This is a genomic window from Desmonostoc muscorum LEGE 12446 (genome assembly GCF_015207005.2).
In the GTDB taxonomy this organism is placed as follows: domain Bacteria; phylum Cyanobacteriota; class Cyanobacteriia; order Cyanobacteriales; family Nostocaceae; genus Nostoc; species Nostoc muscorum.
Genome location: NZ_JADEXS020000001.1, coordinates 4,380,705 through 4,402,901, shown reverse-complemented (window position 1 = coordinate 4,402,901; position 22,197 = coordinate 4,380,705). Strand labels below are relative to the sequence as shown.

The 22,197-nt window shown below is 43.2% G+C and carries 20 protein-coding genes, 1 tRNA gene and 2 pseudogenes; 10 read left to right on the top strand and 13 right to left on the bottom strand.

Annotated elements, in window-relative coordinates; all coding sequences use genetic code 11:
* Positions 1-45: 45 nt before the first annotated feature.
* A complete protein-coding gene (hisA, locus tag IQ276_RS18835) occupies positions 46-819 on the top strand; it encodes a 1-(5-phosphoribosyl)-5-[(5-phosphoribosylamino)methylideneamino]imidazole-4-carboxamide isomerase (RefSeq protein ID WP_221705549.1) in 774 nt (257 codons plus the stop codon).
* 57 nt (positions 820-876) lie between these two features.
* Here the strand turns inward: hisA and IQ276_RS18830 are convergent, their stop codons facing one another.
* Positions 877-2,040, bottom strand: a complete 1,164-nt coding sequence (locus IQ276_RS18830; protein ID WP_193925370.1) for a nucleoside hydrolase — start codon at positions 2,038-2,040, stop codon at positions 877-879.
* Between the two features lie 233 nt (positions 2,041-2,273).
* A pseudogene (locus IQ276_RS18825) lies at positions 2,274-3,143 on the bottom strand (IS5 family transposase).
* 462 nt (positions 3,144-3,605) lie between these two features.
* Between IQ276_RS18825 and IQ276_RS18820 the strand changes: the two are divergent.
* A pseudogene (locus IQ276_RS18820) lies at positions 3,606-5,001 on the top strand (IS110 family RNA-guided transposase).
* Positions 5,002-5,071: 70 nt separating this feature from the next.
* Here IQ276_RS18820 and petA read toward each other — a convergent pair.
* Positions 5,072-6,073, bottom strand: a complete 1,002-nt coding sequence (gene petA / locus IQ276_RS18815) for a cytochrome f (protein ID WP_193924581.1) — start codon at positions 6,071-6,073, stop codon at positions 5,072-5,074.
* Between the two features lie 256 nt (positions 6,074-6,329).
* On the bottom strand, positions 6,330-6,869 hold the full coding sequence (gene petC, locus IQ276_RS18810; RefSeq protein WP_190881101.1) for a cytochrome b6-f complex iron-sulfur subunit: 540 nt from the start codon (positions 6,867-6,869) through the stop codon (positions 6,330-6,332).
* A gap of 229 nt (positions 6,870-7,098) precedes the next feature.
* Here petC and IQ276_RS18805 point away from each other — a divergent pair, with 229 nt between their 5' ends.
* Positions 7,099-7,407: a DUF3067 family protein gene (locus IQ276_RS18805; protein ID WP_073643038.1), complete on the top strand. Its 309-nt coding sequence runs from the start codon at positions 7,099-7,101 to the stop codon at positions 7,405-7,407.
* Between the two features lie 79 nt (positions 7,408-7,486).
* Here IQ276_RS18805 and IQ276_RS18800 read toward each other — a convergent pair whose 3' ends face one another.
* On the bottom strand, positions 7,487-7,822 hold the full coding sequence (locus tag IQ276_RS18800; protein ID WP_190881102.1) for a tRNA-binding protein: 336 nt from the start codon (positions 7,820-7,822) through the stop codon (positions 7,487-7,489).
* Between the two features lie 258 nt (positions 7,823-8,080).
* Entirely contained in the window at positions 8,081-8,875 is a 795-nt protein-coding gene (gene tatC, locus IQ276_RS18795; protein WP_193921665.1) for a twin-arginine translocase subunit TatC, read from the bottom strand.
* A gap of 312 nt (positions 8,876-9,187) precedes the next feature.
* Between tatC and IQ276_RS18790 the strand changes: the two genes are divergently transcribed.
* A complete protein-coding gene (locus IQ276_RS18790) occupies positions 9,188-9,415 on the top strand; it encodes a hypothetical protein (RefSeq protein WP_193921663.1) in 228 nt (75 codons plus the stop codon).
* A 111-nt stretch (positions 9,416-9,526) separates the two neighbouring features.
* Positions 9,527-10,387 (top strand): SDR family oxidoreductase, encoded by an 861-nt coding sequence (locus IQ276_RS18785; protein WP_190881105.1) that lies wholly within the window; start codon positions 9,527-9,529, stop codon positions 10,385-10,387.
* Positions 10,388-10,560: 173 nt separating this feature from the next.
* Here IQ276_RS18785 and IQ276_RS18780 read toward each other — a convergent pair.
* The 3 genes from IQ276_RS18780 to hisF all read right to left on the bottom strand — a co-directional run bounded on the left by IQ276_RS18780 (position 10,561) and on the right by hisF (position 11,793).
* Positions 10,561-10,633 (bottom strand) — tRNA-Ala (locus tag IQ276_RS18780).
* Between the two features lie 95 nt (positions 10,634-10,728).
* The gene (locus IQ276_RS18775) at positions 10,729-10,920 is read right to left on the bottom strand and encodes a hypothetical protein (RefSeq protein WP_073644843.1); all 192 of its coding nucleotides are present in this window, start codon (positions 10,918-10,920) and stop codon (positions 10,729-10,731) included.
* 102 nt (positions 10,921-11,022) lie between these two features.
* Positions 11,023-11,793, bottom strand: a complete 771-nt coding sequence (gene hisF, locus IQ276_RS18770) for an imidazole glycerol phosphate synthase subunit HisF (RefSeq protein ID WP_193921661.1) — start codon at positions 11,791-11,793, stop codon at positions 11,023-11,025.
* 277 nt (positions 11,794-12,070) lie between these two features.
* Between hisF and ruvB the strand changes: the two genes are divergently transcribed.
* From ruvB to IQ276_RS18755, 3 genes are all read left to right on the top strand, one after another.
* Entirely contained in the window at positions 12,071-13,171 is a 1,101-nt protein-coding gene (gene ruvB, locus IQ276_RS18765) for a Holliday junction branch migration DNA helicase RuvB (protein ID WP_073644845.1), read from the top strand.
* 143 nt (positions 13,172-13,314) lie between these two features.
* Positions 13,315-14,121: a tetratricopeptide repeat protein gene (locus IQ276_RS18760; protein WP_193916835.1), complete on the top strand. Its 807-nt coding sequence runs from the start codon at positions 13,315-13,317 to the stop codon at positions 14,119-14,121.
* Positions 14,122-14,237: 116 nt separating this feature from the next.
* Positions 14,238-15,530 carry a glycosyltransferase gene (locus IQ276_RS18755; protein WP_235115785.1) on the top strand — a complete coding sequence of 431 codons (1,293 nt, stop codon included), beginning with the start codon at positions 14,238-14,240 and terminating at the stop codon, positions 15,528-15,530.
* A 69-nt stretch (positions 15,531-15,599) separates the two neighbouring features.
* Here IQ276_RS18755 and IQ276_RS18750 read toward each other — a convergent pair whose 3' ends face one another.
* Positions 15,600-16,088 (bottom strand): sulfocyanin-like copper-binding protein, encoded by a 489-nt coding sequence (locus tag IQ276_RS18750; protein ID WP_228043048.1) that lies wholly within the window; start codon positions 16,086-16,088, stop codon positions 15,600-15,602.
* Between the two features lie 142 nt (positions 16,089-16,230).
* Between IQ276_RS18750 and IQ276_RS18745 the strand changes: the two genes are divergently transcribed.
* Positions 16,231-17,290 (top strand): IS630 family transposase gene (locus tag IQ276_RS18745; protein WP_235115784.1). Its coding sequence is split into 2 segments (ribosomal slippage): positions 16,231-16,638 and positions 16,640-17,290, totalling 1,059 coding nucleotides; the frame shifts between segments, so codons are not numbered across the junction.
* Positions 17,291-17,316: 26 nt separating this feature from the next.
* Here IQ276_RS18745 and IQ276_RS18740 read toward each other — a convergent pair.
* The 3 genes from IQ276_RS18740 to IQ276_RS18730 all read right to left on the bottom strand — a co-directional run bounded on the left by IQ276_RS18740 (position 17,317) and on the right by IQ276_RS18730 (position 21,320).
* The gene (locus IQ276_RS18740) at positions 17,317-19,989 is read right to left on the bottom strand and encodes a M16 family metallopeptidase (RefSeq protein ID WP_235115783.1); all 2,673 of its coding nucleotides are present in this window, start codon (positions 19,987-19,989) and stop codon (positions 17,317-17,319) included.
* 309 nt (positions 19,990-20,298) lie between these two features.
* A complete protein-coding gene (locus tag IQ276_RS18735; protein WP_193924890.1) occupies positions 20,299-20,727 on the bottom strand; it encodes a VOC family protein in 429 nt (142 codons plus the stop codon).
* A gap of 83 nt (positions 20,728-20,810) precedes the next feature.
* Positions 20,811-21,320 carry a TIGR02652 family protein gene (locus IQ276_RS18730; RefSeq protein ID WP_099068094.1) on the bottom strand — a complete coding sequence of 170 codons (510 nt, stop codon included), beginning with the start codon at positions 21,318-21,320 and terminating at the stop codon, positions 20,811-20,813.
* Between the two features lie 299 nt (positions 21,321-21,619).
* Between IQ276_RS18730 and IQ276_RS18725 the strand changes: the two genes are divergently transcribed.
* Positions 21,620-22,147 (top strand): gamma carbonic anhydrase family protein, encoded by a 528-nt coding sequence (locus IQ276_RS18725; protein ID WP_190884698.1) that lies wholly within the window; start codon positions 21,620-21,622, stop codon positions 22,145-22,147.
* Positions 22,148-22,197 lie beyond the last annotated feature (50 nt).

Sequence of the window (22,197 nt, the reverse complement as noted above, 5' to 3'; positions counted from 1 at the left end):
ACTTTCAAACCAGACATCTACCGCATTAAGTATGAGGACAAGTAAATGGATGTAATTCCAGCAATAGATTTACTAGAGGGTCGTTGTGTGCGACTGTATCAAGGAGACTACGATCGCTCGCAAGTTTTTAGCGAAAACCCGGCTGATGTTGCTCAACAGTGGGTAGATCAAGGTGCCACCAGATTGCATATAGTTGATTTAGATGGTGCCAAAGCAGGTAAAGTAGTAAATCTCCAGGCAATTGAAGCGATCGCTCAAGTGGTATCGGTGCCCATTGAAATTGGTGGAGGATTGCGCGATCGCACCAGTGTGCAACAAGTGTTTAATCTGGGTGTACAATGGGCGATTCTCGGCACCGTCGCCGTAGAACAACCCCAACTAGTACAAGAACTCTGCCAAGAATTTCCCGAACAAATTATTATCGGTATTGACGCCCGTGATGGCCGCGTAGCTACTCGCGGTTGGTTAGAAACCTCGGAAGTTTTAGCAACCCAACTTGCTGTCACAATGCAGGAATTGGGCGCAGCAGCTATTATTTATACAGATATACACCGTGATGGTACACTGATAGGGCCGAATTTAGAAGCTTTGCGAGAAATAGCTGGTGCAATTTCCATACCAGTAATTGCTTCTGGTGGAGTGAGTTCTGTTACCGATTTGTTGAGTTTGCTGGCGTTAGAACCACAAGGTGTGACTGGTGTGATTGTCGGACGTGCCTTGTATACTGGGGATATTTTACTCAAAGAAGCATTACGAGCGATCGGTCCTGGACGGATTCAGGATATACCGCCCAATTTAGGTTTTTCTAGTTTTGCTTGACATTTTCTGCTTGTAGGTTGGACAAATATTTGTCCAACCTACACACTTTTTTTGATCCTAGTGCTTGAATTGCCGCTTAACTTGGAAAGTAATTCCCGCTGCACCCAAAATCAGAATACCCAATATAGGACTAGATTCAGGAACAGACTCTGTTTCTAAATATGAGAAAACCTCACCAGCACTGAAAGGTAAATTATTAAAACTAGGGTTTAGGGAAACTAGAACATTGGGAGGCAAATTAGGAATAGCACGAGTTTGTCCTTGAGTAGCTCCAGGATCTGAAAGTGTATCGACTTCCAGATACAAAGGAGTTTCCTCAGAAAAGTCTTCTTCACTAAGGTTAATGGCAGCAATTAAATCCCAAACTGGGTTAGGATCGTTGTTGCTTTGAATAACTGTTATAGCAAAATCCAAAAACTCGGCAGCTATCTTACTTTCAGGTGTTCCAGTCGCTAGCCATGCTTGTTGATCGGCACGAGAAAATTCAATTTGATTTGTCGCATCCAGGGGAGTCAATTGAATTTTTAGTCCTTTTGAACCTGCGGCAAATACTTCTTGAGCCGCTAAAGGATCGACCCAGATATTAAACTCTCCAACAGTGTTGGTTGAAAATGGAGGATCGGGAAGAACGGGGAGATTTCCTGGTACGAAAACTGCGCCTCCCATGATTTGGACGACGGAAATGTTGCTGATAATGGAGGGGTCAAGTCGTAGCGCTTCGGCAATATTAGTTAAAGTACCGGTTGCTAAGATTGCTACAGGTTCAGGTGACTGTTTTATTTTTTCCACAATCAGTTCTGCTGCCGATCGCCTTTCAACAGGTGGTGCTGTATCTGGTAGCTGGACAAAGGGAGACCAAAAAGTGTCTGCACCATCACGAATGAATTCCGGAAAAGCGTTGTTTCCAGCCAAAGGATCGGCTCTACCAATACCAACAGGAATACCAGATACTTCTAGTCTTCCTAACATTCGTTCTAGATTATTTACAAAACTCGCTGGACGAGCAATACCTTGGGCGATCGTAATTGCCTGAATATCAAATTTGGGATTAGCTAACATATAGGCTAAAGCTGTCATCCCGTCTTGGCTACCATCATCATCAACAATTAAAGGAGTTCGTTTTAAAGCAGCACCAAATACAGGTTGACTAAGGAAAGCTACTGATGTCAATAAAGATAGTGCAGCAGCGGAGAATACCTGATACACAAGACGCATATTCATAATCAAACCAAGGTTTCCAGATTTTCACTAAAAGGTTAAGTGGAAGTTATGAAATCTAAGGGCATGAATAATGCCACAGCCTTAGAGAAATTACTGTCACTAGGATAAAGTTTATCATTACTAGGATTTACGCAAAAACTTTTTGGAACTCTTATTTCTCCCTGCCATCTGCTGATTTAGTACATAGCCAATAGCTGTGGTGCTGGAAACAATAGACCTCTTGCAAAAGTCGCTCAGGAAGATTTAATTTTGGGGAGACAAAGCTCATAATTGTAGAGAGCAGCAATCAGATTAAACCTTAAACTAAATCTTTTTCGGCGATTTCTATAAGTAAGGGAAAAAATTTTAAACACCTTTAACTTCCGATTTACATGCTCACCTAAAACTCTAATTCTGGCTAATTCTTGATTGCTCTTTTTATCCTCATAATTTAATTTACCTCCTCTAGGTTTTTTCTTGGAAATCCGACTATTGTTATGCAGTTTTTGAATACCTTGATAACCTTTATCACCCAAACACTCTATATCTTTTCTCAGCCTAACTTGACTATTTTTAAATATCCGAAAATCATGTTCTCTACCCTTACCATGACCGGTGCAGATGATTTTACCATTTGCTTGGTCTACCACTACTTGTGACTTAAGTGTATGCTGTTTCTTTTTTCTACTGTCAAACTTTTTTTGTTTTTTTTAGGACGTTCAATGGGACTTTCTGTAACATCAACCACTACTACTTCTAACTGATAATTAGAACTAGCCAATTTTTTCTTCCCTGGAAGTGTGAACGCCCTAGAAATAGGTCAGTGTATCTTCTATTTTTCGGATAATTCGGTAAGCTGTAGACTCGTTGACTCCCCAAGATTGACCTATATGGAAGTAGGTACGGTACTCTCTCCAGTACTCCAATGTCATCAACAATTGGTCTTCCAACGTGAGTTTACAAGGCCCGTCCTGTTTTCTGTTTTGCAAGGCTTGGCGGTAAGCGAAGCCATGCCGTTAGGCTTATCGCACTACCTCTAGCATCTGGTTAAAAGTCTCCGGTCGTACACCACACAAGCGTTTAAAGTCTTCTGGCTTTAAGATTTTTACTTGTTCGTATGTCATCAATGCTACCCAACTCTAACCTACCTGTCCCACATATTTGGGACTTTTGCAAGAGGTCTAAGCTATACTATTAGAAAAAAATCGGTCTTGTATTTGTTATTAGAAAATAATCGCTCGATCGCAGGCTATACAAAAGTTCTAGAATGCAGAAATGGCAAAAGTTTTCGAAGAGTGACAGAAGCTGTTTACGGACGCGATCGCTTCCGTTATGGATGGAAGAAACAAAATTAAGATGCACCGAAAAAAATTACACTTTTATTGTGTCCTGACAATTAAGACCGATCCCCCAATGGTGCTTTGTCGCCCGTACAGAAGCTTGGTTCTGGGTTGAGACGGTTATGACATTGGTGAAATGGCTGCTGCCATTATCCCGTTTAGGAGACTGTATTCATCCGTCAACCCAGGTCAGGGCGCACTTTTAATTGCTAGTATGACTTTGCATTAAAGAGGGAGCCTTTGATGATGAAAACACCAAAGTCTAAATCCCGGTTCCATCAACCAAGTACGAATGAAACTTCTGACTTAAGACCAATCAACCCAAATGCAGCAGGCATTGATATCGGTTCAGAATTTCACGCTCGTGAGTGTTCCGAAAAATCGAGCATCCGAGAGTGTAAGACGTTTTGGCTGTTACACTGCTGACTTGTATGCCCTTGCAGATTGGCTAGCTCTTTGTAGAGTGGAAACTGTAGCAATGGAATCAACAGGGGTATATTGGATTGCGTTGTTTCAAATTTTGGAGGCAAGAGGCTTTGAAGTCAAACTTGTCAACGCCCATCATGTCAAAACTTTACCTGGACGTAAAACTGATATTTTAGACTGCCAATGGCTGCAACAATTACATAGTTATGGATTGTTGTCTGGTTCTTTTCGCCCGGAAGACCAGATTTGCGTATTGCGGAGTTATATTCGCCACCGCGATAGTCTGCTCAAAAGTGCTTGTGTTCACATTCAACGGATGCAAAAAGCTTTAACCCAGATGAATGTGCAACTGCATAAGGTGGTTAGCGATATCACTGGCACTACTGGGATGGCAATTATTCGAGCAATTGTTGCTGGAGAAAGAGACCCACAACTTTTGGCAGCGAAAAGACATCACCGTACTAAACGCTCTGAAACAGAAATTGCTGCTGCTTTAAATGGTGATTATCGCAATGAGCATATTTTTGTACTTCAACAGGAACTACAAATTTATGATGTCTATCAAGCTCAGATAGCCGCTTGCGATCGCCAAATACAGGAGTGCTTGGCTCAATTTAGTGACAAACTTAATCTTGATGAATATCCGCTTCCGCAACCAAAGCACCCCCGCAATAAACCTCAAGGCAATGAACCCGCTTTTGATTTACGTACCCATCTTTACCGAATTAGTGGCGTGGATTTCACTGCCATTGATGGTCTTGGTATTCTGACAGTACAAACCATTATTTCTGAGGTCGGTTTAGATCCTAGCCGATTTCCAACTGTTAAACACTTTACTTCTTGGCTTGGTCTTTGCCCTTGCAATCGCATTACTGGTGGTAAAGTTAAAAGTTCTCAAACTCGCCTTGTTGTTAACCCTGCTACCAATGCTTTCCGAATGGCAGCACAAACAGCTGGCAAGAGCAATTCTGCTTTGGGTGCTTTTTATCGTCGTTTACGTTCTCGCCTTGGTACACCCAAAGCTATCACTGCTACTGCTCATAAGCTGGCAAGAATTTTCTATCGACTTTGGACAACTGGAGGTAACTATCAAGATATTGGCATGGATTATTATGAGCAACGTTACCAAGAACGAGTTATCAATAACCTCCAAAAAAAGGCTCTAGCTTTAGGTTTTGAACTCATTCCTCAGCCCGAAGCAAATACTGTTTCTTAGGAGAGGGGTAACATTAAAAAAGACAGGCAAGATGCCTGTCCTACAAGGAATGAATGATTTAGCTAAGAATTTAGAAATTCATCTCAGCAGCTTGGACTCTCTCAACCTGCTTCTTCTTCAGCACTAGCATCACTTGAGCTAGCATCACAAGAGCGATGAATGCAATTAACCCTTTGACTCTGCCGGCGTCTTGGAGTACAATTTCTGCATCTTTTTGACCGAATCCACCGACGTTGGGGTTATTGGTCAAAGCATCACCAGCCTTAACTGCTTGTCCTTCGGAAACAATCAATTCTGGACCAGCGGGAACTGTATCAACGACAACATCACCAGACTCAGGTTGGATGTTTACTTGATATTTAACATTACCGTCTTCATCTTCCTCTTTGGCAATTTTGGTAATTGTGCCAGTGGCGGAAGCATTGTAAAGGTTGTTGTTGCTCTTTTCGCCAGTAGGATAAACTTGTCCGCGTCCGCGATTACCACCTACGTGAACTGAATATTTACCGAAGTGGATGTTTTTGTCGGTTGCGGGGTTGGGAGAAAGAACTGGGAAGACGATTTCTTGGTACTGTTCGCCGGGTAAGGGACCGACGATGACGATATTTTCTTTGTCTTCGCTGTAGGGTTGGAAGTAAGTGTCGCCGATTTCTTCTTGAAGTTCCTCGGAAATGCGTTCTGGAGGAGCAATCTTAAAGCCTTCGGGTAACATCAGCACAGCGCCAACGTTCAAGCCAACTTTAGAACCATCGGCACCAACTTGCTGGGCGCTGGTATCGTAGGGAATTTTCACCACAGCTTTGAACACAGTATCAGGTAGTACCGATTGGGGAACTTCCACTTCTGTGGGTTTGGCTGCTAGGTGACAGTTGGCACAAACAATCCGCCCGGTTGGTTCGCGGGGGGTTTCAGGATAGGTTTGCTGCGCCCAAAAAGGATAGGCAGCAGCAGATTGGGGAAGGGCAAGATCGCAACTGAAGTAAAATGTCACGGTGGCGATCGCTATGAGCAATGTTTTTACAATTGCTCTAGCACTGCGAGTTAACCTCGCTTTGACAGAAGCATTTCTCATCTCTGTAAGGACAATCATTGAATTAGTCATTAGTCATTGGGCATTGGGCATTGGGCATTGGGCATTGGGCATTGGGCATGGGGCATTGGGAGTGCTGAGTTAGGAGTGAGGAATTAGGAGTTAAGAGTTATTCTCCCCCTGCCTCCCCTGCTTCCCCTGCCTCCCTTGCTTCCCCTGCCTCCCCTGCCTCCCCTGCCTCCCCTGCCTCCCCATCTCCCTCATCTCCCTCATCCTTTACTCAGCACTCAGCACTCAATTAAGCCCACCAAGGTGCATCGCCGGTGCGGAAGTCGGTTTCAGTCCAAGGACTCAAGACAATTTTGTCGTCTGCTGAACTGGCGTGGGCTAAAGCCAAAGACAGTGGTGCTGGACCCCGAACAACCTTACCAGTTTCGTCATACTGAGAACCGTGACAAGGACACTTAAATTTGTTCTCAGCAACGTTCCAAGGAACGACACAACCTAAGTGGGTGCAGATAGCATTAATGCCATAATCTTTGATGGCCTCTTTGTTTTCTACCACAATATAGGTGGGGTCACCCTTAAGCCCTTGAACTAAAGTGCGATCGCCTGCATTTCGGTTTTCGAGAAATTTGGCCAGACTAACATCGTTGCCCAACTCATCTTTTGCCGTTGCACCGCCGCCAGCACCACCGCTAGCAGGTGGAATAAAGTAATTGACAACGGGATACAATGCACCCAGAGCTACTCCAGTGACAGTCCCAAAAGTGAGCAGATTCATGAACTGACGACGCCCCATATCTGGCACGTCTGCTGATTCTGAAAATTGAGCCATAATCTACGCGCTCTTTGTGTATTTTGTTAAGCATTTTGACAGGAGTACTTGTACTTGAGCAACTCTTGTCTAAGTCGAAATGCTAACGCTTACGGCGATGCCATAATTCTCTGTTCCAAGATATATTTAGCATCTTTTCTGTTAGCATTACATTTCTTTATATCCTTATCATACTGGAGTTACGGAACTTAACATCATAACTAAATGTAAAATCTGATTGAGAAAAGCTATGACAGGACAGGAATTACGTCAACTGCTGGTTGAGAAGTGGGGATACTCTTACGATGTCCAGTTGCGGCGGGCACAGGGGAAGATATTTTTGCAAGTAATGTGGAAATATTTGGAGCAAGCTTCTTTTCCCTTAACTGAGGCAGAGTACCAAGAGCATCTTGATAGCATCGCCAGTTATCTTCATGCCTTGGGTGGAACAACACAAGTGCAAACATTTATCACTCAAACACGCGATCGCCCCCGACTGGGCAAAGCCGTCAGCATTCCTCTAGATCTGGGTGAACGAGCTTCCGAATGGATCTTATAACCTGTTGTTACTTGAACATTAATCAATCTCTCAGTCATTACATTTTCTATCTAAATCTAAGTTTATGACCTCAAACGTGCTATGAAATTCTTTTGCCAAGGGCTACATCTTTATCTGGCTGAATTAACACAACCTCCCCATCATCTAGAACCACTCCCAAGACTAAAACTTCCGAGATGAAATCAGCAATTTGACGGGGTGGAAAGTTAGTAACAGCTAATATTAATCTGTTGATTAATTCCCTCGGTTCATAAAGTTTAGTAATTTGGGCGCTAGATTTTTTGATGCCCAAATTCCCAAAATCTATCCACAATTTATAAGCTGGTTTCTTAGCTTTCGGAAATTCTTCAACTTTGATAATTTTGCCAACATGAATTTCGACTTTTTCAAAATCCTCAAAGCTAATTTGTGCCATTGAATTTTAGATTTGAGATTTTAGATTGACCCTATGCCTGTTCGCGCAGCGTTGCCGCAGGGTAACCAGTGGTTTGAATGAATAATTTGGGATTTTAGATTTTCCCTGGTAGGTTGATTATCGCAGAGAAAGTAGACATTCACCTGGTCTTAGACATGTTTTAACTTTGAATTTTAAATCCAAAATCCAAAATTTAAAATCTAAAATTCCCTGGGTTTACATTTTAATTTTTTAATTTTTTCTTGGGCGTGGCGATCGCTATTTTCCTGTAAGTTTCACCAAACCAATCCCGCCAAAGTAAAGTCCCAGAACTGCACCAGCTAAAAGACTTTGGGTGAGGGGGTCAGTAGAAGGTGTGAGAATAGCTCCTAAAATCACTGCTCCCATAATCACGTAACGCCAACCAGAAACCATCTTCTCGGACGAGACAATATTCAAGTTACCGAGTAACAGTTGAATGATGGGAATTTGAAATGCTAAGCCAGTGCTGAATAAAAGTAGCAGCACAAATTCAAAATATTTGTCAATTGACCAAAGTTGTTCAACTACATCCGCTCCGTAGCTGATGAAAAATTTCAAAGCTGCGGGAATCAGAAGCAAATAGGCAAATACTAAACCAGCAGCAAATAAAACACTCGACCCTAAAACCACAGGTCCCAATAAACTGCGTTCGCGGCGAGTCAATCCGGGAAGCACAAACTGGATAATTTGGTAAAGAATGAAAGGACTAGCAAGTACCAAGCCAGTGTAAGCTGCAACTTTGAAGGAGACAAAGAAATATTCTCCAGGTGCAAGTTGAAGAAATTTTACTCCTTGTGCTGGAACCTCAAGTAGTTGGACAATCGGCTTCACGGCAAAGAAACAGCCGATAATGCCTATTGCCACAGCAATCAGCGAATAAAAAATTCGCTGTCGCAACTCTTCTAGGTGGTCGAAAAGGGACATTTCGACTTCACCTGGCAACTCATCTAAAGGATCTGTTTGTGAGTTGCCATTTGCTTCTGGGTTGATATCAGGAGCGGTTACAGTATCTACGTCTTGTGAAGGCGTCATGAGTCAGTTTATTAGGCAGGCAACATTTGTTAACTATTTTATCTGGCTAATGTAGCTAGCAAGATATGTTTTTGAGTGTTGTGGGTTTTTTGTCCTGTTTTTTGGGGTTGCATCTGCATAAGTTAGTAGGAAGCCATCTTGTAGGCAATGCCTAACCTCAAAAAGGGTGGAACCGATAATTTGTAAATCACGTCTCTGCGGCTAGTAGGACTGAGTAAATTAACACAACATAACAATGCTCAGTTTTTCAACTCCGGTTCATCAAGGTGGCATCTAAGTTTAGCGTAATCGGAAATTTTTAGCTGAGGTTGTATGAACCGGACAATTTGCATTGGTCTGATGGCATTGCCTATTTATTTATCCAATGCTGAGCTAGGAAATATTTGTGGTAACGTGTCAATTGTCAAAAACCAGCTTCCTACCATAGCTGCTCTCGTGGTTTACACCACAAATGCCCCCTCAGGTATATTGCCGTGGCAAATATCGGCTAGAGATGACCAAACCGAAGATTGTCTGCGCTCTGGTATCTGCAAGGATTGATACCAAGTGACTAAATATCTTGAGGAAAAAATGTAACGTCTAGGTGCGTTAGCTTAATTTAATTAGGACACACAGAGAAATATTACAGCAGTTTCATAATCAAAAAAACTAATGGTTGCAGGAGATTATCAAGGTACAGTCCTGATTACAGGAGCGTCAACAGGAATTGGTCAGGCCTGTGCTTTGCTTTTAGACAGGTTGGGATTTTCTGTTTTTGCTGGTGTGCGTCAAGATATTGATGCTCAAACACTCCAAGAAAAAGCTTCACAAAGACTGATTCCGATTTTTTTAGATGTTACTGATGCTGAATCCATCGCCTCTGTAGTTAATAGGGTAACAAATACAGTTGGTGATGCTGGGATTTCAGGTTTAGTAAATAATGCCGGAATTGCTGTCCCAGGTCCTTTAGAATTATTAGCGATCGCTGAATTTCAACATCAGATGAATGTTAATGTCACTGGACAATTAGCTGTGACGCAAGCATTTCTTGGTTTATTACGTCAAGGCCGTGGTCGAATTGTCAATATGGGTTCCATTTCTGGTATAAGTCCTACCCCGTTTTTGGGCGCTTACAATGCTTCAAAGTTTGCCTTGGAAGCACTCACTGATGTGATGCGTATGGAATTACGACCTTGGGGAATCTCTGTTTCAATTATTGAACCTGGTTCCGTCGCTACACCTATTTGGGATAAATCCCTGACTCAAGCTGAACTCGGACAGGAAAGTTTACTACAACCGGCACTCAATCTCTACGGTCAGGCGATGAGTATTGTACGTCAGAAAATGCAAATTATTGCATCTAAAGGAATTTCTGCGGATATTGTTGCTCAAACTGTTGTTCATGCGCTGACTGCCAAGCAGCCAAAGACACGCTATCTCGTTGGACAAGATGCCAAAATCGGAGCCGTGCTGAAGCATATTTTGCCCGACCGGCTACATGACCGTCTAATTCTATATTCGATGGGTTTGTAGATTACTTCCGGTTTTTCAGAGGTCGTTACTCTGAATTGCGTGTTTGGTGCGGATGGCTGAAATCTATACAGAGAATATAATATTTTCCAGGTGTATTGGAAGCATAGGCTTTCCGTAACGGAAAAGTTATGCTTCCAGTGACAAAACAGATAGCTAGATGTTTAAGATATCAATGGAGCTAAGCGGATTCGAACCGCTGACCCCCTCAATGCCATTGAGGTGCGCTACCAACTGCGCTATAACCCCTTAAAAATCCACTATATATTATCGCTTAATTATTGGTACTTTGTCAAGTTGTTTGTGGAAAGTGAATTTTACGTATCTCCTGTGCCCAGCAGTCTCTAAGATACTTGCAACAAATAGGTCATGCAGTGACCCATTAAAAAGTAAACTACTAACATGGCAGCAGCCGCCAAAGCAACCAATGTACCAGCCAACATCAAGGAAAATTCCTTATTCTCATAGGCTCTTTCCATGAGGTGTAGCGACCATGCAACTAGGGCTACATCAAAAAGTAAAATAGGAAGCAACATATTTCTTAATATTTCTTAATACATGTAAACTAATATTAACATCCTTTTGAGGAAGTGTGTCTAACCAAAGACAGATGCCATTGATTAACAAATAACCATTCTCTAAAACAAGCGTACTGGTACATGGCGATCGCGTAGATAATTTTTGATTTGAGCTACGCTTAATTGACCGTAATGTAGGAGGGATGCTAGTAGTGCTGCTTCAGCTTTGCCTTCAGTTACCGCTTCGTATATATGTTCACAATTCCCTGCGCCGCCAGAAGCAATAACTGGAATTTCTACAGCTTCTGCAATTCTCCGGGTTAACTCTAGGTCATATCCGGCTTGGGTTCCGTCAGCATCCATACTTGTAACTAGCAGTTCTCCGGCCCCCCGTTTTTCAACTTCTTGTGCCCACAGTAGGGCATCTAAGCCTGTATTTTCCCTGCCACCGCGTACATACACATCCCAACCTGGGTTTTCCGGGTCAATTCTGCGTCTGGCGTCAATAGCAACAACTATGCATTGATTACCAAAGCGATCGCTTGCCCGATTAATCAAGTCTGGTTCACGCACTGCCGCAGAATTAATACTAACCTTGTCTGCTCCAACTCGTAACAAAGCTTTAACATTTTCTAAGGATTGAATACCCCCACCCACAGTCAATGGAATGAAGACCTGTTCAGCAGTGCGGTAAACCACATCTAAAATAGTAGCTCGGTCTTCATGAGTCGCCGTAATATCCAGAAACACTAACTCATCAGCACCGGCTTCGTTGTAAACCTTTGCCAGTTCTACAGGATCGCCTGCATCTTGGAGGTTGACAAAATTAACTCCTTTTACAACCCGTCCCGCCTTCACATCTAAGCACGGTAAGATTCTTTTAGATAACATAATTATTTTTGTACTTCTAGGTAATTGACCGGAATTTAAATTTTAAATTGGCGCGGGTATTTGCAAACGAAAATTTTCACAAGTATGGGGAATGGGGCATGGGGCATCGGGCATCGGGCATCGGGAGTGTGGGAGGTGTGGGAAGGTTAGGAAGCTTTTTTCTAATCTCCCCACACTCCCTCATCTCCCTCATCTCCCCCAGTCCCCAGTCCCCAGTCCCCAGTCCCCAGTCCCCAGCCCCCACTCCCCAGTCCCCTAAAAAGTAGATAGCTGAATTATGGCGATAATCTCCTCGAAAAAACAGCCTCCAGAACCCAACGGAGAACCAAAACAGCGTCGGGAATCGGCGAAAGCAGCATCCACAGACAATATTTTGCAACCTGAAGCTGCTATTGATGAACAAGACAGACAGGAAGAAAGTATTCGACCCCAGCGATTTGCTGATTACATAGGGCAAAAGGATTTAAAGGATGTACTAGATATTGCCATCAAAGCAGCCAAGTCTCGTGGTGAGGTGCTGGATCACTTGCTGCTGTACGGGCCGCCAGGATTGGGTAAAACCACAATGGCAATGATTTTAGCATCGGAAATGGGGGTAAGTTACAAAATTACCAGTGCCCCAGCGCTGGAACGTCCACGAGATATTGTTGGGCTACTGGTGAACATGAAACCAGGTGATATTTTATTTGTGGATGAAATTCATCGCCTATCCCGGATGACAGAAGAAATTCTCTATCCAGCGATGGAAGATTATCGTTTAGATATTACTATTGGTAAGGGTTCGAGCGCTCGCATTAGAAGTTTGCCGCTGTCAAAATTTACCCTGGTGGGAGCTACAACCCGCGTGGGTGCTTTAACTTCACCACTGCGCGATCGCTTCGGGTTAATTCAAAAACTGCGATTTTATGAAGTTGATGAACTGAGTAAAATTGTACTGCGAACTGCTGAATTACTGAAAACTCCCATTACAGAAGATGGTGCCACAGAAATTGCCCGGCGATCGCGGGGAACACCACGCATAGCCAATAGATTACTAAAAAGAGTACGTGATTATGCGGAAGTAAAGTTATCTGGAAAAATTAACGAAAGCATTGCATCTGAAGCATTGCAACTATTTCAAGTAGATCCGTGTGGTTTAGATTGGACAGATCGTCAGATGCTGAGTGTAATTATTGAACAATTTAACGGCGGACCAGTGGGGTTAGAAACAATGGCAGCCGCAACAGGTGAAGATACCCAAACAATTGAAGAGGTGTACGAACCTTACCTGATGCAGATTGGGTATTTAACCAGGACTCCCCGTGGCAGGATGGCAACAAAAGCAGCATACAAGCATTTGGGATTTACGCCGCCTAGCGGACAGTTGTCGTTATTGTAAATTGGGCATTGGGCATTGGGCATTGGGCATTGGTTATTCTTTCTCCCCCTGCCTCCCCTGCCTCCCCTGCCTCCCCTGCTCCCCCTGCTCCCTCATCTCCCTCACCCCACTCCCCACTCCCCACTCACTTACGGTAAATCCAGATGATTAAGTTGATTAGTATTTTTCTCAGTTTGTTACTTGTGTTTGGCTGGGGTACACCAGTGATGGCACAATCTCAATTGCCAAGTGTTACTCAAGAGCAATTAAAACAAGGTGATGAGTGGGCAAATCAGGCTTTTGCCGCTACAAATAACGGTGATTTTGCCACGGCTGAAACTTATTGGACAAAGATTATTGAGCAATTTCCTACCAATGCGGGGGCGTGGAGTAACCGAGGAAATTCGCGGGTAAGTCAGAACAAATTAGAAGAGGCGTTGCCAGATTATAACAAAGCCATAGAACTTGCCCCAAATGTCACAGATCCTTATTTGAATAGGGGTGCAGCGTTGGAAGGGTTGGGAAAATGGGATGATGCGATCGCAGATTATAATCATGTTCTAGAACTCGATCCTAACGATGCGATGGCATATAACAATCGCGGTAATGCCAAAGGTGGTTTAGGAAAATGGGAAGATGCGATCGCAGATTATCAAAAATCAGTGGAAATTGCCCCGAATTTTGCCTTCGCCCGTGCTAACTACGCCCTCGCCCTTTATGAAACTGGTCAAATAGACCAAGCAATCCGGGAAATGCAAAATATCGTCCGCAAATATCCCAAATTTGCCGATATGCGTGCAGCCCTCACAGCTGCCTACTGGGTGAATGGAAAACAAGGGGAAGCTGAAAGTAACTGGGTAGCAGCTTATGGACTTGATAACCGTTATAAGGATATCAACTGGGTAAAAAATATCCGTCGTTGGCCTGGGAGTATGGTAGTAGCTTTAGATAAGTTCTTAAAACTCCAGTAAAATCCGTGAGGCATCATAACTGTGTGAATTGTTTGATACTAAAATTATGACCATAAATTTTGCACCCAATCAGAGATAATAGTTATACTTCCTTTGCATTTTTTGAAGGTTTCCCTATGACTCATTATGGGATTCTTTGTCCTGCTGCCATCGGTCACCTCAACCCGATGTGTGCTTTGGGCAGAGAATTGCAACGGCGCGGCCATCGTGTCACCTTATTTCATATGCCCGATGTGCAAACTAAGGTACAGAAAGCTGGCTTAGAATTCTACACGGTTGGAGAGGCTGAATTTCCCCTTGGAAGCCTGGAGCCAATGTATAAAAAGTTGGGTGAAATGAGTGGACTCCCGGCGTTGCGTTTTACGATCAGTTGGCTGGAAAAAGAAACAGTCATGCTTTTCCGTGAAATACCAGAGGCACTCTCGAAAGCAGGTATAGAAGCGCTGGTAGTAGACCAGGTAACGCCTGGGGGTGGAACCATTGCCGACTTTGCCGAAATACCCTTCGTTACTCTGTCTAATGCTCTACTAACCAACAGAGAGGACGGAGTTCCCCCCTACTTTACACACTGGGGCAATAACCAAGCCTGGTGGTATCGTCTGCGAAACCGAGCAGGTAACTTTTTACTTGACCGTTTATCACTAAAAATCTGGAATTTGGTAGTAAATCAACGTCTTCAATGGAATTTACCACCTTATGCCAAGCGTGAAGACGCTGCCGGGAAACTCGCTCACATATGTCAGTTACCTGCTGAGTTTGACTTTCCACGAGAACGATTACCTAAGTGTTTCCATTACACTGGCCCATTTCAAGATCCATCGGGGCTGGAACCTATTTCTTCGTCTATATCTTTCCCCTTTGAAAAGTTAAACGGTCAACCATTGATTTTCGCTGCCTTGGGAACTTTACAAAACCGTAAAGAAGAAATTTTTCAGACGATTGCTGAAGCCTGCGTGGAATTAGATGTGCAACTAGTAATTTCTTTGGGTCAGCCAGACAGAAAAGAATCACTTCCAAATCTACCAGGTTCGCCTTTGGTAGTAGCTTATGCACCCCAACAGCAATTGATCTCAAGATCGATTTTAACTATTACTCATGGTGGAATGAATGCAGTGCTGGGAGCTTTAAGCAGCGGAGTCCCCTTGGTAGCTATTCCTATTACTAATGAACAGCCAGGAATCGCTGCTCGTATAGCTTACACCGGTGCAGGAGAATTTGTGCCACTATCTAGCTTGACTGTGGACAAGCTGCGAGACACTATTAAGCGGGTACTAACAGAAAACTCTTACAAAAAGAATGCGCTCAGATTGCAACAGGCAATTCGCAGTGCTGGTGGAGTCACTCGCACTGCTGACATTATTGAAAAGGTAGTATCTACAAAGAAACCTATATTGGCTCAAACAAATTGATTAATTTTGACCTATGCTGTCTCAAAATACACGGATTTTTTAACACTTCCTTAAATTCTGAATTCTTCTTCAATTACTAATAACAATTTCCCCAATCATACCTGCTTCTGTATGTCCAGCTATTGGACAACGTAAACCATAAGTACCAGATTTCAGAGGCACAAACACCCATTCTGCCTCAGCACCAGGCTTGAGTTCTAGTTCGTGAATTGCTCCTTTAATTTCTACTTTTCCTGCTTCAACTTTTTGTGTCCAGATACCATCGGCAAAATCTTTAGCAGTAAAATAGTGTTTCAATTGGCTGGGATTAGTTAGCCGTAAATTGTAGCGTTTGCCAGCCAGGAATTCCAGGTGATTTGGTTCAAATTTGAGTTCGTTAGCTGCATTTCCCAAGCTAACTGTAATTTCTGTGGCTGGTTGTTTGAGCAAATCGCTAGACAAATTCGCTGCAATTGCTGGAGTTGCATTGATGAAATTCAAGCACAACAACAACAATATTATGTAGTTTCGACCTAGTGCTTGTAGCAAAGCAAAAGTGGGGAAAGTCAGAATTGTCATGAAAAATTGGTATAAATGTTTGCACACTTCCATTGGTAGTTGTTAAAAGGTAATAGGTTATTTAATCATTATTCATGAGTAATAAGTAGGTGGTTACAATTAAATATAAGATAGAGAAGGTCTAAAAAACAGGTACTACAAGATGTCTGCTCCATTGCGAGTTAGATTAACAGATTTAGAAGATTTGACGCTTTTGGAGTTGCGGTCGGCGACAACAGTTCCTCAACGAACACGAGATCGCGCCCACATAATTCGATTAAATGCCCAAGGATGGAATGTACCAGCGATCGCTAAAATTTTTGAGTGTCACGAACATACGGTACGAGCAACACTGAGGCGTTGGGAAAATAAGGGTTTGGGAGGATTGTGGGAAACTTCTGGGCGTGGAGCAAAGTGCAAATGGCTTGAGGCAGACTTAGCATATTTAGAGGATTGCTTAGAGTTAGAACCCCGTACTTATAACAGTTTGCAGTTATCAGAAAAATTGTCTCAAGACCGAAATGTACAACTGAGTCCGTCTCGTCTGCGACGTTTGCTCAAAAAAAAAGTGGAAATGGAAACGCACCCGCCATACTCATAAGAGAAAACAAGACCCAGAAAAACGACGAATTAAGCAAGCAGACCTAGATACCTTAAAGCAAGCGGCAGCAGAGGGTTATGTTGAGCTTAAATATCTTGATGAGTCTGGGTGTTGTCGTTGGAGTCCCGTTAGTTACACTTACAGTCGTATCGGTAGCCAAAAACAAATGGCACAAGTTGGTAGCCGTGGTGGTCGCATTAGTATTTTGGGTTTATGGCAACCCCAAGTCAGTTTTGAGTATGCCTTGGTTCAAGGTGGGTTCAAAACAAAACGCTACATCGAGGTTATGGATTGGGTTGCAGCTAAAGCACAAAACACTTTAGTTGAAACTGGTCGTATCAGTGTCATTGTTCACGACAATGGGTCTTTGCATACCAGCAAGAAAGCAAAACAAAAATGGCTTGAGTGGCAGGAAAAAGGATTATTCGTTTTCTTCTTACCACCCTATTCTTCCGAAATGAATCGGATCCAGGAAGAGTGGCATCAACTAAAAACTCATGAAATTGCTGGACAAATGTTTGACAATAACTACGATTTGGCTATGGCAATTATTGATGGCATGGAAGCCAGAAGCGTAAAGGGTGAATATGCCCTTGAGCGTCTTATATTTAATTGTGCCTAGCTACTTAGACGCGATAAATCGCGTCTCTACATGAGGTTTTGCTTTCCCAAGACAGCAGATCCAGCAGTAGAAACTACAATTTTATCTGGGTGGACTAACTCACGAGCCGCCTGATTGACTTCGGTAAGGCTGACTTGATGGATTTTGTCAGTCAAGGAGTACAATTCGGTTTTATTTAGTCCATAGACTTCATTCATCAGAATTCTATCTGTTAATTCGTCTGGGTTTGCCAGGGAAACATTATAGTTGCTAATCAGGGTGCGTTTAGCTGTTTCTACTTCTAGGGCGGTGACGCCTTGTTCATGGATTTGCTGTAGTATTTGGCGGGTACTGGCGATCGCTTTGATGCTATCTTCAGGACTAGTTTGCATTTCTATCAAAAATGTCCCCGCATTTTTGCCGACTAGGAAGTAGCTATAAATTCCATAACTCAAACCTTGGCGATCGCGCACTTCTGTTCCCAGTCTACTGGATAGGGTATCGCCTCCCAAAATCTGATTCAATACTAAAACTGCGTAAAACCGAGGATCGTAACGGTTAATACCTGGGTAACCCATACAAGTCACAGCTTGGGTTTTACCTACTAAGACTTGGTTGACACTGACTATTTTTTCTGGCAATGACACTGTAGGATATTTTAATGTCGGTGGTTCACCGCTAACTTGCCAGTCAGCAAACTTCGCTTCCATGAGCGATCGCACTGACTCTAGCTCAAAATCTCCCACCAGTACTAGCACCGCTGTGTCGGGACGATAATGTTTGAGTTTGAAATCAATCACATCCTGGCGTTTAATCCGCTGTAAACTCTCCTCTGTCGGAAAGGTGTGTAAGGGATGTTTTTGCGGATAAATTGACTGAACAAATATTCTTCTGGCTACTTCTGACGGCTCATCTAATTCTATTTGCAAATCGGTTAAAGTTTGTTGGCGATGGAGTTCTAACTCTTTAACGGGAAATGTACTATTTTTCAGAGCATCTGCCAAAATTTCAATGAGTATCGGCAAGTCTGGTGCTAAACTATCACCTTCAATTTGCACACCTTCGGGATAGGCTTGAAAGTCTAGACTCACACCCCGTTGTGCCAACGTTTTGGCAATTGTTAAGACATCCTTGGTTTTTGTGCCACTAAGCAAATTTTCTGCAACAAAAGCAGCCAGTCCAGCTTGCTCATCTGAATCAAATTCCGTCCCGGCTTGAATGTAGCCGCTTAGGGTAACGGTGGGAGTACTATGATCGGGTAATAGCAATAACCGCAGTCCGTTGTTCAATTGGAATTGCTGTGGTAGTATTTGGGCGATGTCGTTGACGGTAAGCAACCCATCTGTTGCCAAATCCACAGTTGGTAAGTAATTCGCCACTTCAGCAGCAACCACAGGTGCTACAGGAGAGAAATTTTCGGTAGTTTGGGTTGAGTCTGGTTTATGACCAACTTCTGTTGTTTGCTGTTCAGTGGGTTCAAAAAAGCCTACTCTACGTGTTTCTTTTTTGAGATATTTGTTAATTACAGCCACAACATCCGTTGGCTTCACCAAACCGACAGCTGCTAAATAGCGGTCTGTGTAGTGATAATCATCAGCAGTGGTTTCATCATGACCCAATTGCATTCCTTGAGAAGTGATATCACGGTTACTCAAAATCACATCTGCTGTTAATTGAGTTTTGGCTCGTTCCACCTCCTCTAATGTCACACCTTTTTTTGCTATATTGGCGATCGCACTATTCAGCACTGAGTCAATTTTTTGCAAATCTTGTTTAGATGCAGCCGTCACCAACACCTCATACCAGCCAAATTCCCGCAAACTGGTAACGGATGCTGTAACTTCACGAGCTAAACCTGATTCCACCAACGCCTGATAAAGGCGAGAATTCCGACCCTCAGTCAAAATATAATCCATCACATCCAGTGCAGGTACATCTGGTTGATTAACATCTGGTAACGGATAAACCGCTTGTAACAAACGCCCTGCTCCTGGTTCGCGCAATATTATGGGGGATGAGGGGGATGAGGGGGATGAGGGGGATGAGGGAGAAATAACTATTAACTCTCGCCTCTTTGGTAATTCGCCAAATACTTCTTTAACTATTTCTAGGGTATTTGCAGTTTGAAAATCTCCAACAATTACTAAGACGGCGTTATCGGGAGTGTAAAAGTTGCGGTAGTATTTTTCTACTTGCTCTAGTTCAAATTTTTCGACATCGACTTTGACGCCACCTACAGGCAAACCATAGGCATGATTGGGAAACACTGCTTGCATGAGGGCGCGATTGAGGCGATATTCTGGGCTATTTTCGTAACCTTGTAGCTCCGAAATTACTACCCGCTTTTCACTTGCTAGTTGCTCTGGCTCAATCTGGGTATTTTGCATTCTGTCCGCTTCTAGCACCAAGAGTGCTTTCAGCTTGCTTCGTTCAACAGTACCGTAATATGCAGTTTGGTCATAACTGGTGAAAGCATTGGAATCACTACCTAAAGCACTAAACAAACGTCCAAATTGAACCGGACGATTTAGAGTGCCTTTAAACATCATGTGTTCCAATTGGTGAGCAATACCATTGACTCCCGGTTCTTCGTTGCGCGAACCTACCTTGTACCACACCTGCACCGTTACCACGGGTGCAGTATGCACTTCCTTGGTGAGGACAATTAGACCATTTTCTAGTACTGTCTTGCGGACGTTTTCTGTCAGTGTTGAGGGCATTATTATTTTTACTAGCAAACAAGACTTATATTTTTATTGATGTATAAATTACAACTGGTTTCATCTATTTGAACCACAATCCTTTGTAGGGGCGCACAGCTGTGCGCCCCTACCCTATGGTTTAATTACTTCCGTAGGGGCACAGCAATGCTGTGCCCCCCTACAGTGTGGTTTAATACCTGAAAATTGCTGTAAGTTACATAGTCATTTTGCAGGAAGACCATAGTCAAATTTGGCAAAGAAATCTGTTAGTTCGGCAACATTACAGAAAAAGAATATATTAGCAACAAAATTAATAAAAAAGCTAAATTATGGGAATTTTGCTAAAACTCGAATAAATTCCAGAGGTAAGCCATCAGCATCGGCGATAAAAGCCACTTCGTAAATGCGATCGCCTATTTGCTGTTGTGTAGGTTCTAATAATACCTTTAACGGTTCTAATTCTTCTACTTTTAATACACGTTCTTGTAAACTTGTCAACCAGGTAGATAAATCTGGTGTTATCTCAGTTAAATCGAAAGAGAGATGATAGTATCCCACATAATGTTCATCAGCAAAAGCGTCTGGGGCTGGTTTTGGTTCGGGAATTTGGAGCAGTTCAATTCTGCCACCCAATCCTTCCATCCAGCAAGCTAGAGTGTAGCCTGTAGTAAAGCGTTCTGAAATTGTAAACCCTAAATTTTCATAGAAAGCGATCGCTCGGTGAATATTCGCCGTCCGAATAGAAGCATGGTGCATAACAAAAGTTAGGAGTTATGAGTTGTGAGTTATAAATTGAATTTAACTCCTAACTTTTAACTCCTAACTCCTAACTCCTAAATTTACTCAAATAACCTGAAATAAGGGTAACGCACAGGGACGCCAGGTTCTTTTTCCAAGTCAAAATTAATCACTTCCCAGCAGGGATCTTCTGGGGGGTCGGGACTAAACTCTACCGGTAAACCGTATAGCCTCGCCGCTGATGCTTCTGGCTGTCCAGACCGCCAAGGTGTACTGCGTTCCAAGTAGCCACTCATCAATTCCTGATAGCGTCGGGCAATAATCACTCGTGTTGCTCGATAGCCTTGGGTATACAGCTTGTCTAATGCTTCATGAATTTCAAACCGGATACCATCAGGGTGAGTGTGCTGTCTATACCATTCATTATTCCACCTGCGCCAGTGACGCCCCGATTGTAAATGGATTAGCTCTCCATTTTTCGGGTTAGCTTCAAAAGCGCCATGACGTGGACATAAATAGGTATCTGTTAGTGTCAACGCCGGAATGGTCTGACGACAGTGGGGACACTGTATTTCAGGGCCAAATATTGGGTACTGCAAGCCTGGATTCATCATGAAGTGCGTACAAACATAATTTTGTCTTTACCAGCACTGGGCACTAGTAGGTCGGGTTATACACTTCGGCTCCGCCACTTTGGGATATTTCCTCACTGCTAGCTCAACAAAGAAGTTCTGAGTCGTGAGTTGAAAGTTTTTGATGAAAACCTTTAGCTCAACACTCAATAAGTACTTGGTTAAGCACTCAGCACTCCTGAATCTAGAGGCTTGACGCTGTGATATCCTGGTTGTGCAACCAGCCTCAAAGGTTGGAGTTTCTCCAGTGTTCCTGGGTACCATATTAATATTCTATCGTGTCTACCGCTTCTTACTGGACATCTGTCGATTTTTCTCAAGCTGCCTTCATTGCAGACAATGCTGTTGTTATGGGTTGGGTAAATATAGCAGCAGGAGCGAGCATTTGGTATGGAGCAGTGGTTAGAGGAGATGTTGAACGCATTGACATTGGCGAATGCACGAATATTCAGGATGGGGCAATTTTACATTGCGATCCTGGTTTTCCCACAATCATAGAAGATCATGTGACCGTAGGGCATCGCGCTGTGGTGCATTCCGCTTACATTGAGCGTGGAAGTTTGATTGGCATTGGCGCAGTGATTTTAGACGGTGTACGAGTGGGTGCTGGTAGCATTATTGGCGCCGGCGCAGTGGTAACTAAAAATATACCCCCCTTATCCCTAGTTGTCGGTATTCCCGGCAAAGTACAGCGCCAAGTAACAGAAGTTGAAGCCGCAGAACTCATCGAACACGCTAAGCGTTACGAAAAGTTAGCTTTAGTTCATGCAGGTAAAGGTACTGATGTCGGGTTTGGTAGGGGTTAGGGAGTGGGGAGTGGGGAGTGGGGAGATGAGGGAGAATAACTCCAAACTCC

Bases quoted from the DNA above. Each gene is read 5' to 3' on its own strand.
- hisA (WP_221705549.1), top strand. From the start codon at position 46: ATGGATGTAATTCCAGCAATAGATTTACTAGAGGGTCGTTGTGTGCGA.
- IQ276_RS18830 (WP_193925370.1), bottom strand. From the start codon at position 2,040: ATGAATATGCGTCTTGTGTATCAGGTATTCTCCGCTGCTGCACTATCT.
- petA (WP_193924581.1), bottom strand. From the start codon at position 6,073: ATGAGAAATGCTTCTGTCAAAGCGAGGTTAACTCGCAGTGCTAGAGCA.
- petC (WP_190881101.1), bottom strand. From the start codon at position 6,869: ATGGCTCAATTTTCAGAATCAGCAGACGTGCCAGATATGGGGCGTCGT.
- IQ276_RS18805 (WP_073643038.1), top strand. From the start codon at position 7,099: ATGACAGGACAGGAATTACGTCAACTGCTGGTTGAGAAGTGGGGATAC.
- IQ276_RS18800 (WP_190881102.1), bottom strand. From the start codon at position 7,822: ATGGCACAAATTAGCTTTGAGGATTTTGAAAAAGTCGAAATTCATGTT.
- tatC (WP_193921665.1), bottom strand. From the start codon at position 8,875: ATGACGCCTTCACAAGACGTAGATACTGTAACCGCTCCTGATATCAAC.
- IQ276_RS18790 (WP_193921663.1), top strand. From the start codon at position 9,188: ATGAACCGGACAATTTGCATTGGTCTGATGGCATTGCCTATTTATTTA.
- IQ276_RS18785 (WP_190881105.1), top strand. From the start codon at position 9,527: ATGGTTGCAGGAGATTATCAAGGTACAGTCCTGATTACAGGAGCGTCA.
- IQ276_RS18775 (WP_073644843.1), bottom strand. From the start codon at position 10,920: ATGTTGCTTCCTATTTTACTTTTTGATGTAGCCCTAGTTGCATGGTCG.
- hisF (WP_193921661.1), bottom strand. From the start codon at position 11,793: ATGTTATCTAAAAGAATCTTACCGTGCTTAGATGTGAAGGCGGGACGG.
- ruvB (WP_073644845.1), top strand. From the start codon at position 12,071: ATGGCGATAATCTCCTCGAAAAAACAGCCTCCAGAACCCAACGGAGAA.
- IQ276_RS18760 (WP_193916835.1), top strand. From the start codon at position 13,315: ATGATTAAGTTGATTAGTATTTTTCTCAGTTTGTTACTTGTGTTTGGC.
- IQ276_RS18755 (WP_235115785.1), top strand. From the start codon at position 14,238: ATGACTCATTATGGGATTCTTTGTCCTGCTGCCATCGGTCACCTCAAC.
- IQ276_RS18750 (WP_228043048.1), bottom strand. From the start codon at position 16,088: ATGACAATTCTGACTTTCCCCACTTTTGCTTTGCTACAAGCACTAGGT.
- IQ276_RS18740 (WP_235115783.1), bottom strand. From the start codon at position 19,989: ATGCCCTCAACACTGACAGAAAACGTCCGCAAGACAGTACTAGAAAAT.
- IQ276_RS18735 (WP_193924890.1), bottom strand. From the start codon at position 20,727: ATGCACCATGCTTCTATTCGGACGGCGAATATTCACCGAGCGATCGCT.
- IQ276_RS18730 (WP_099068094.1), bottom strand. From the start codon at position 21,320: ATGAATCCAGGCTTGCAGTACCCAATATTTGGCCCTGAAATACAGTGT.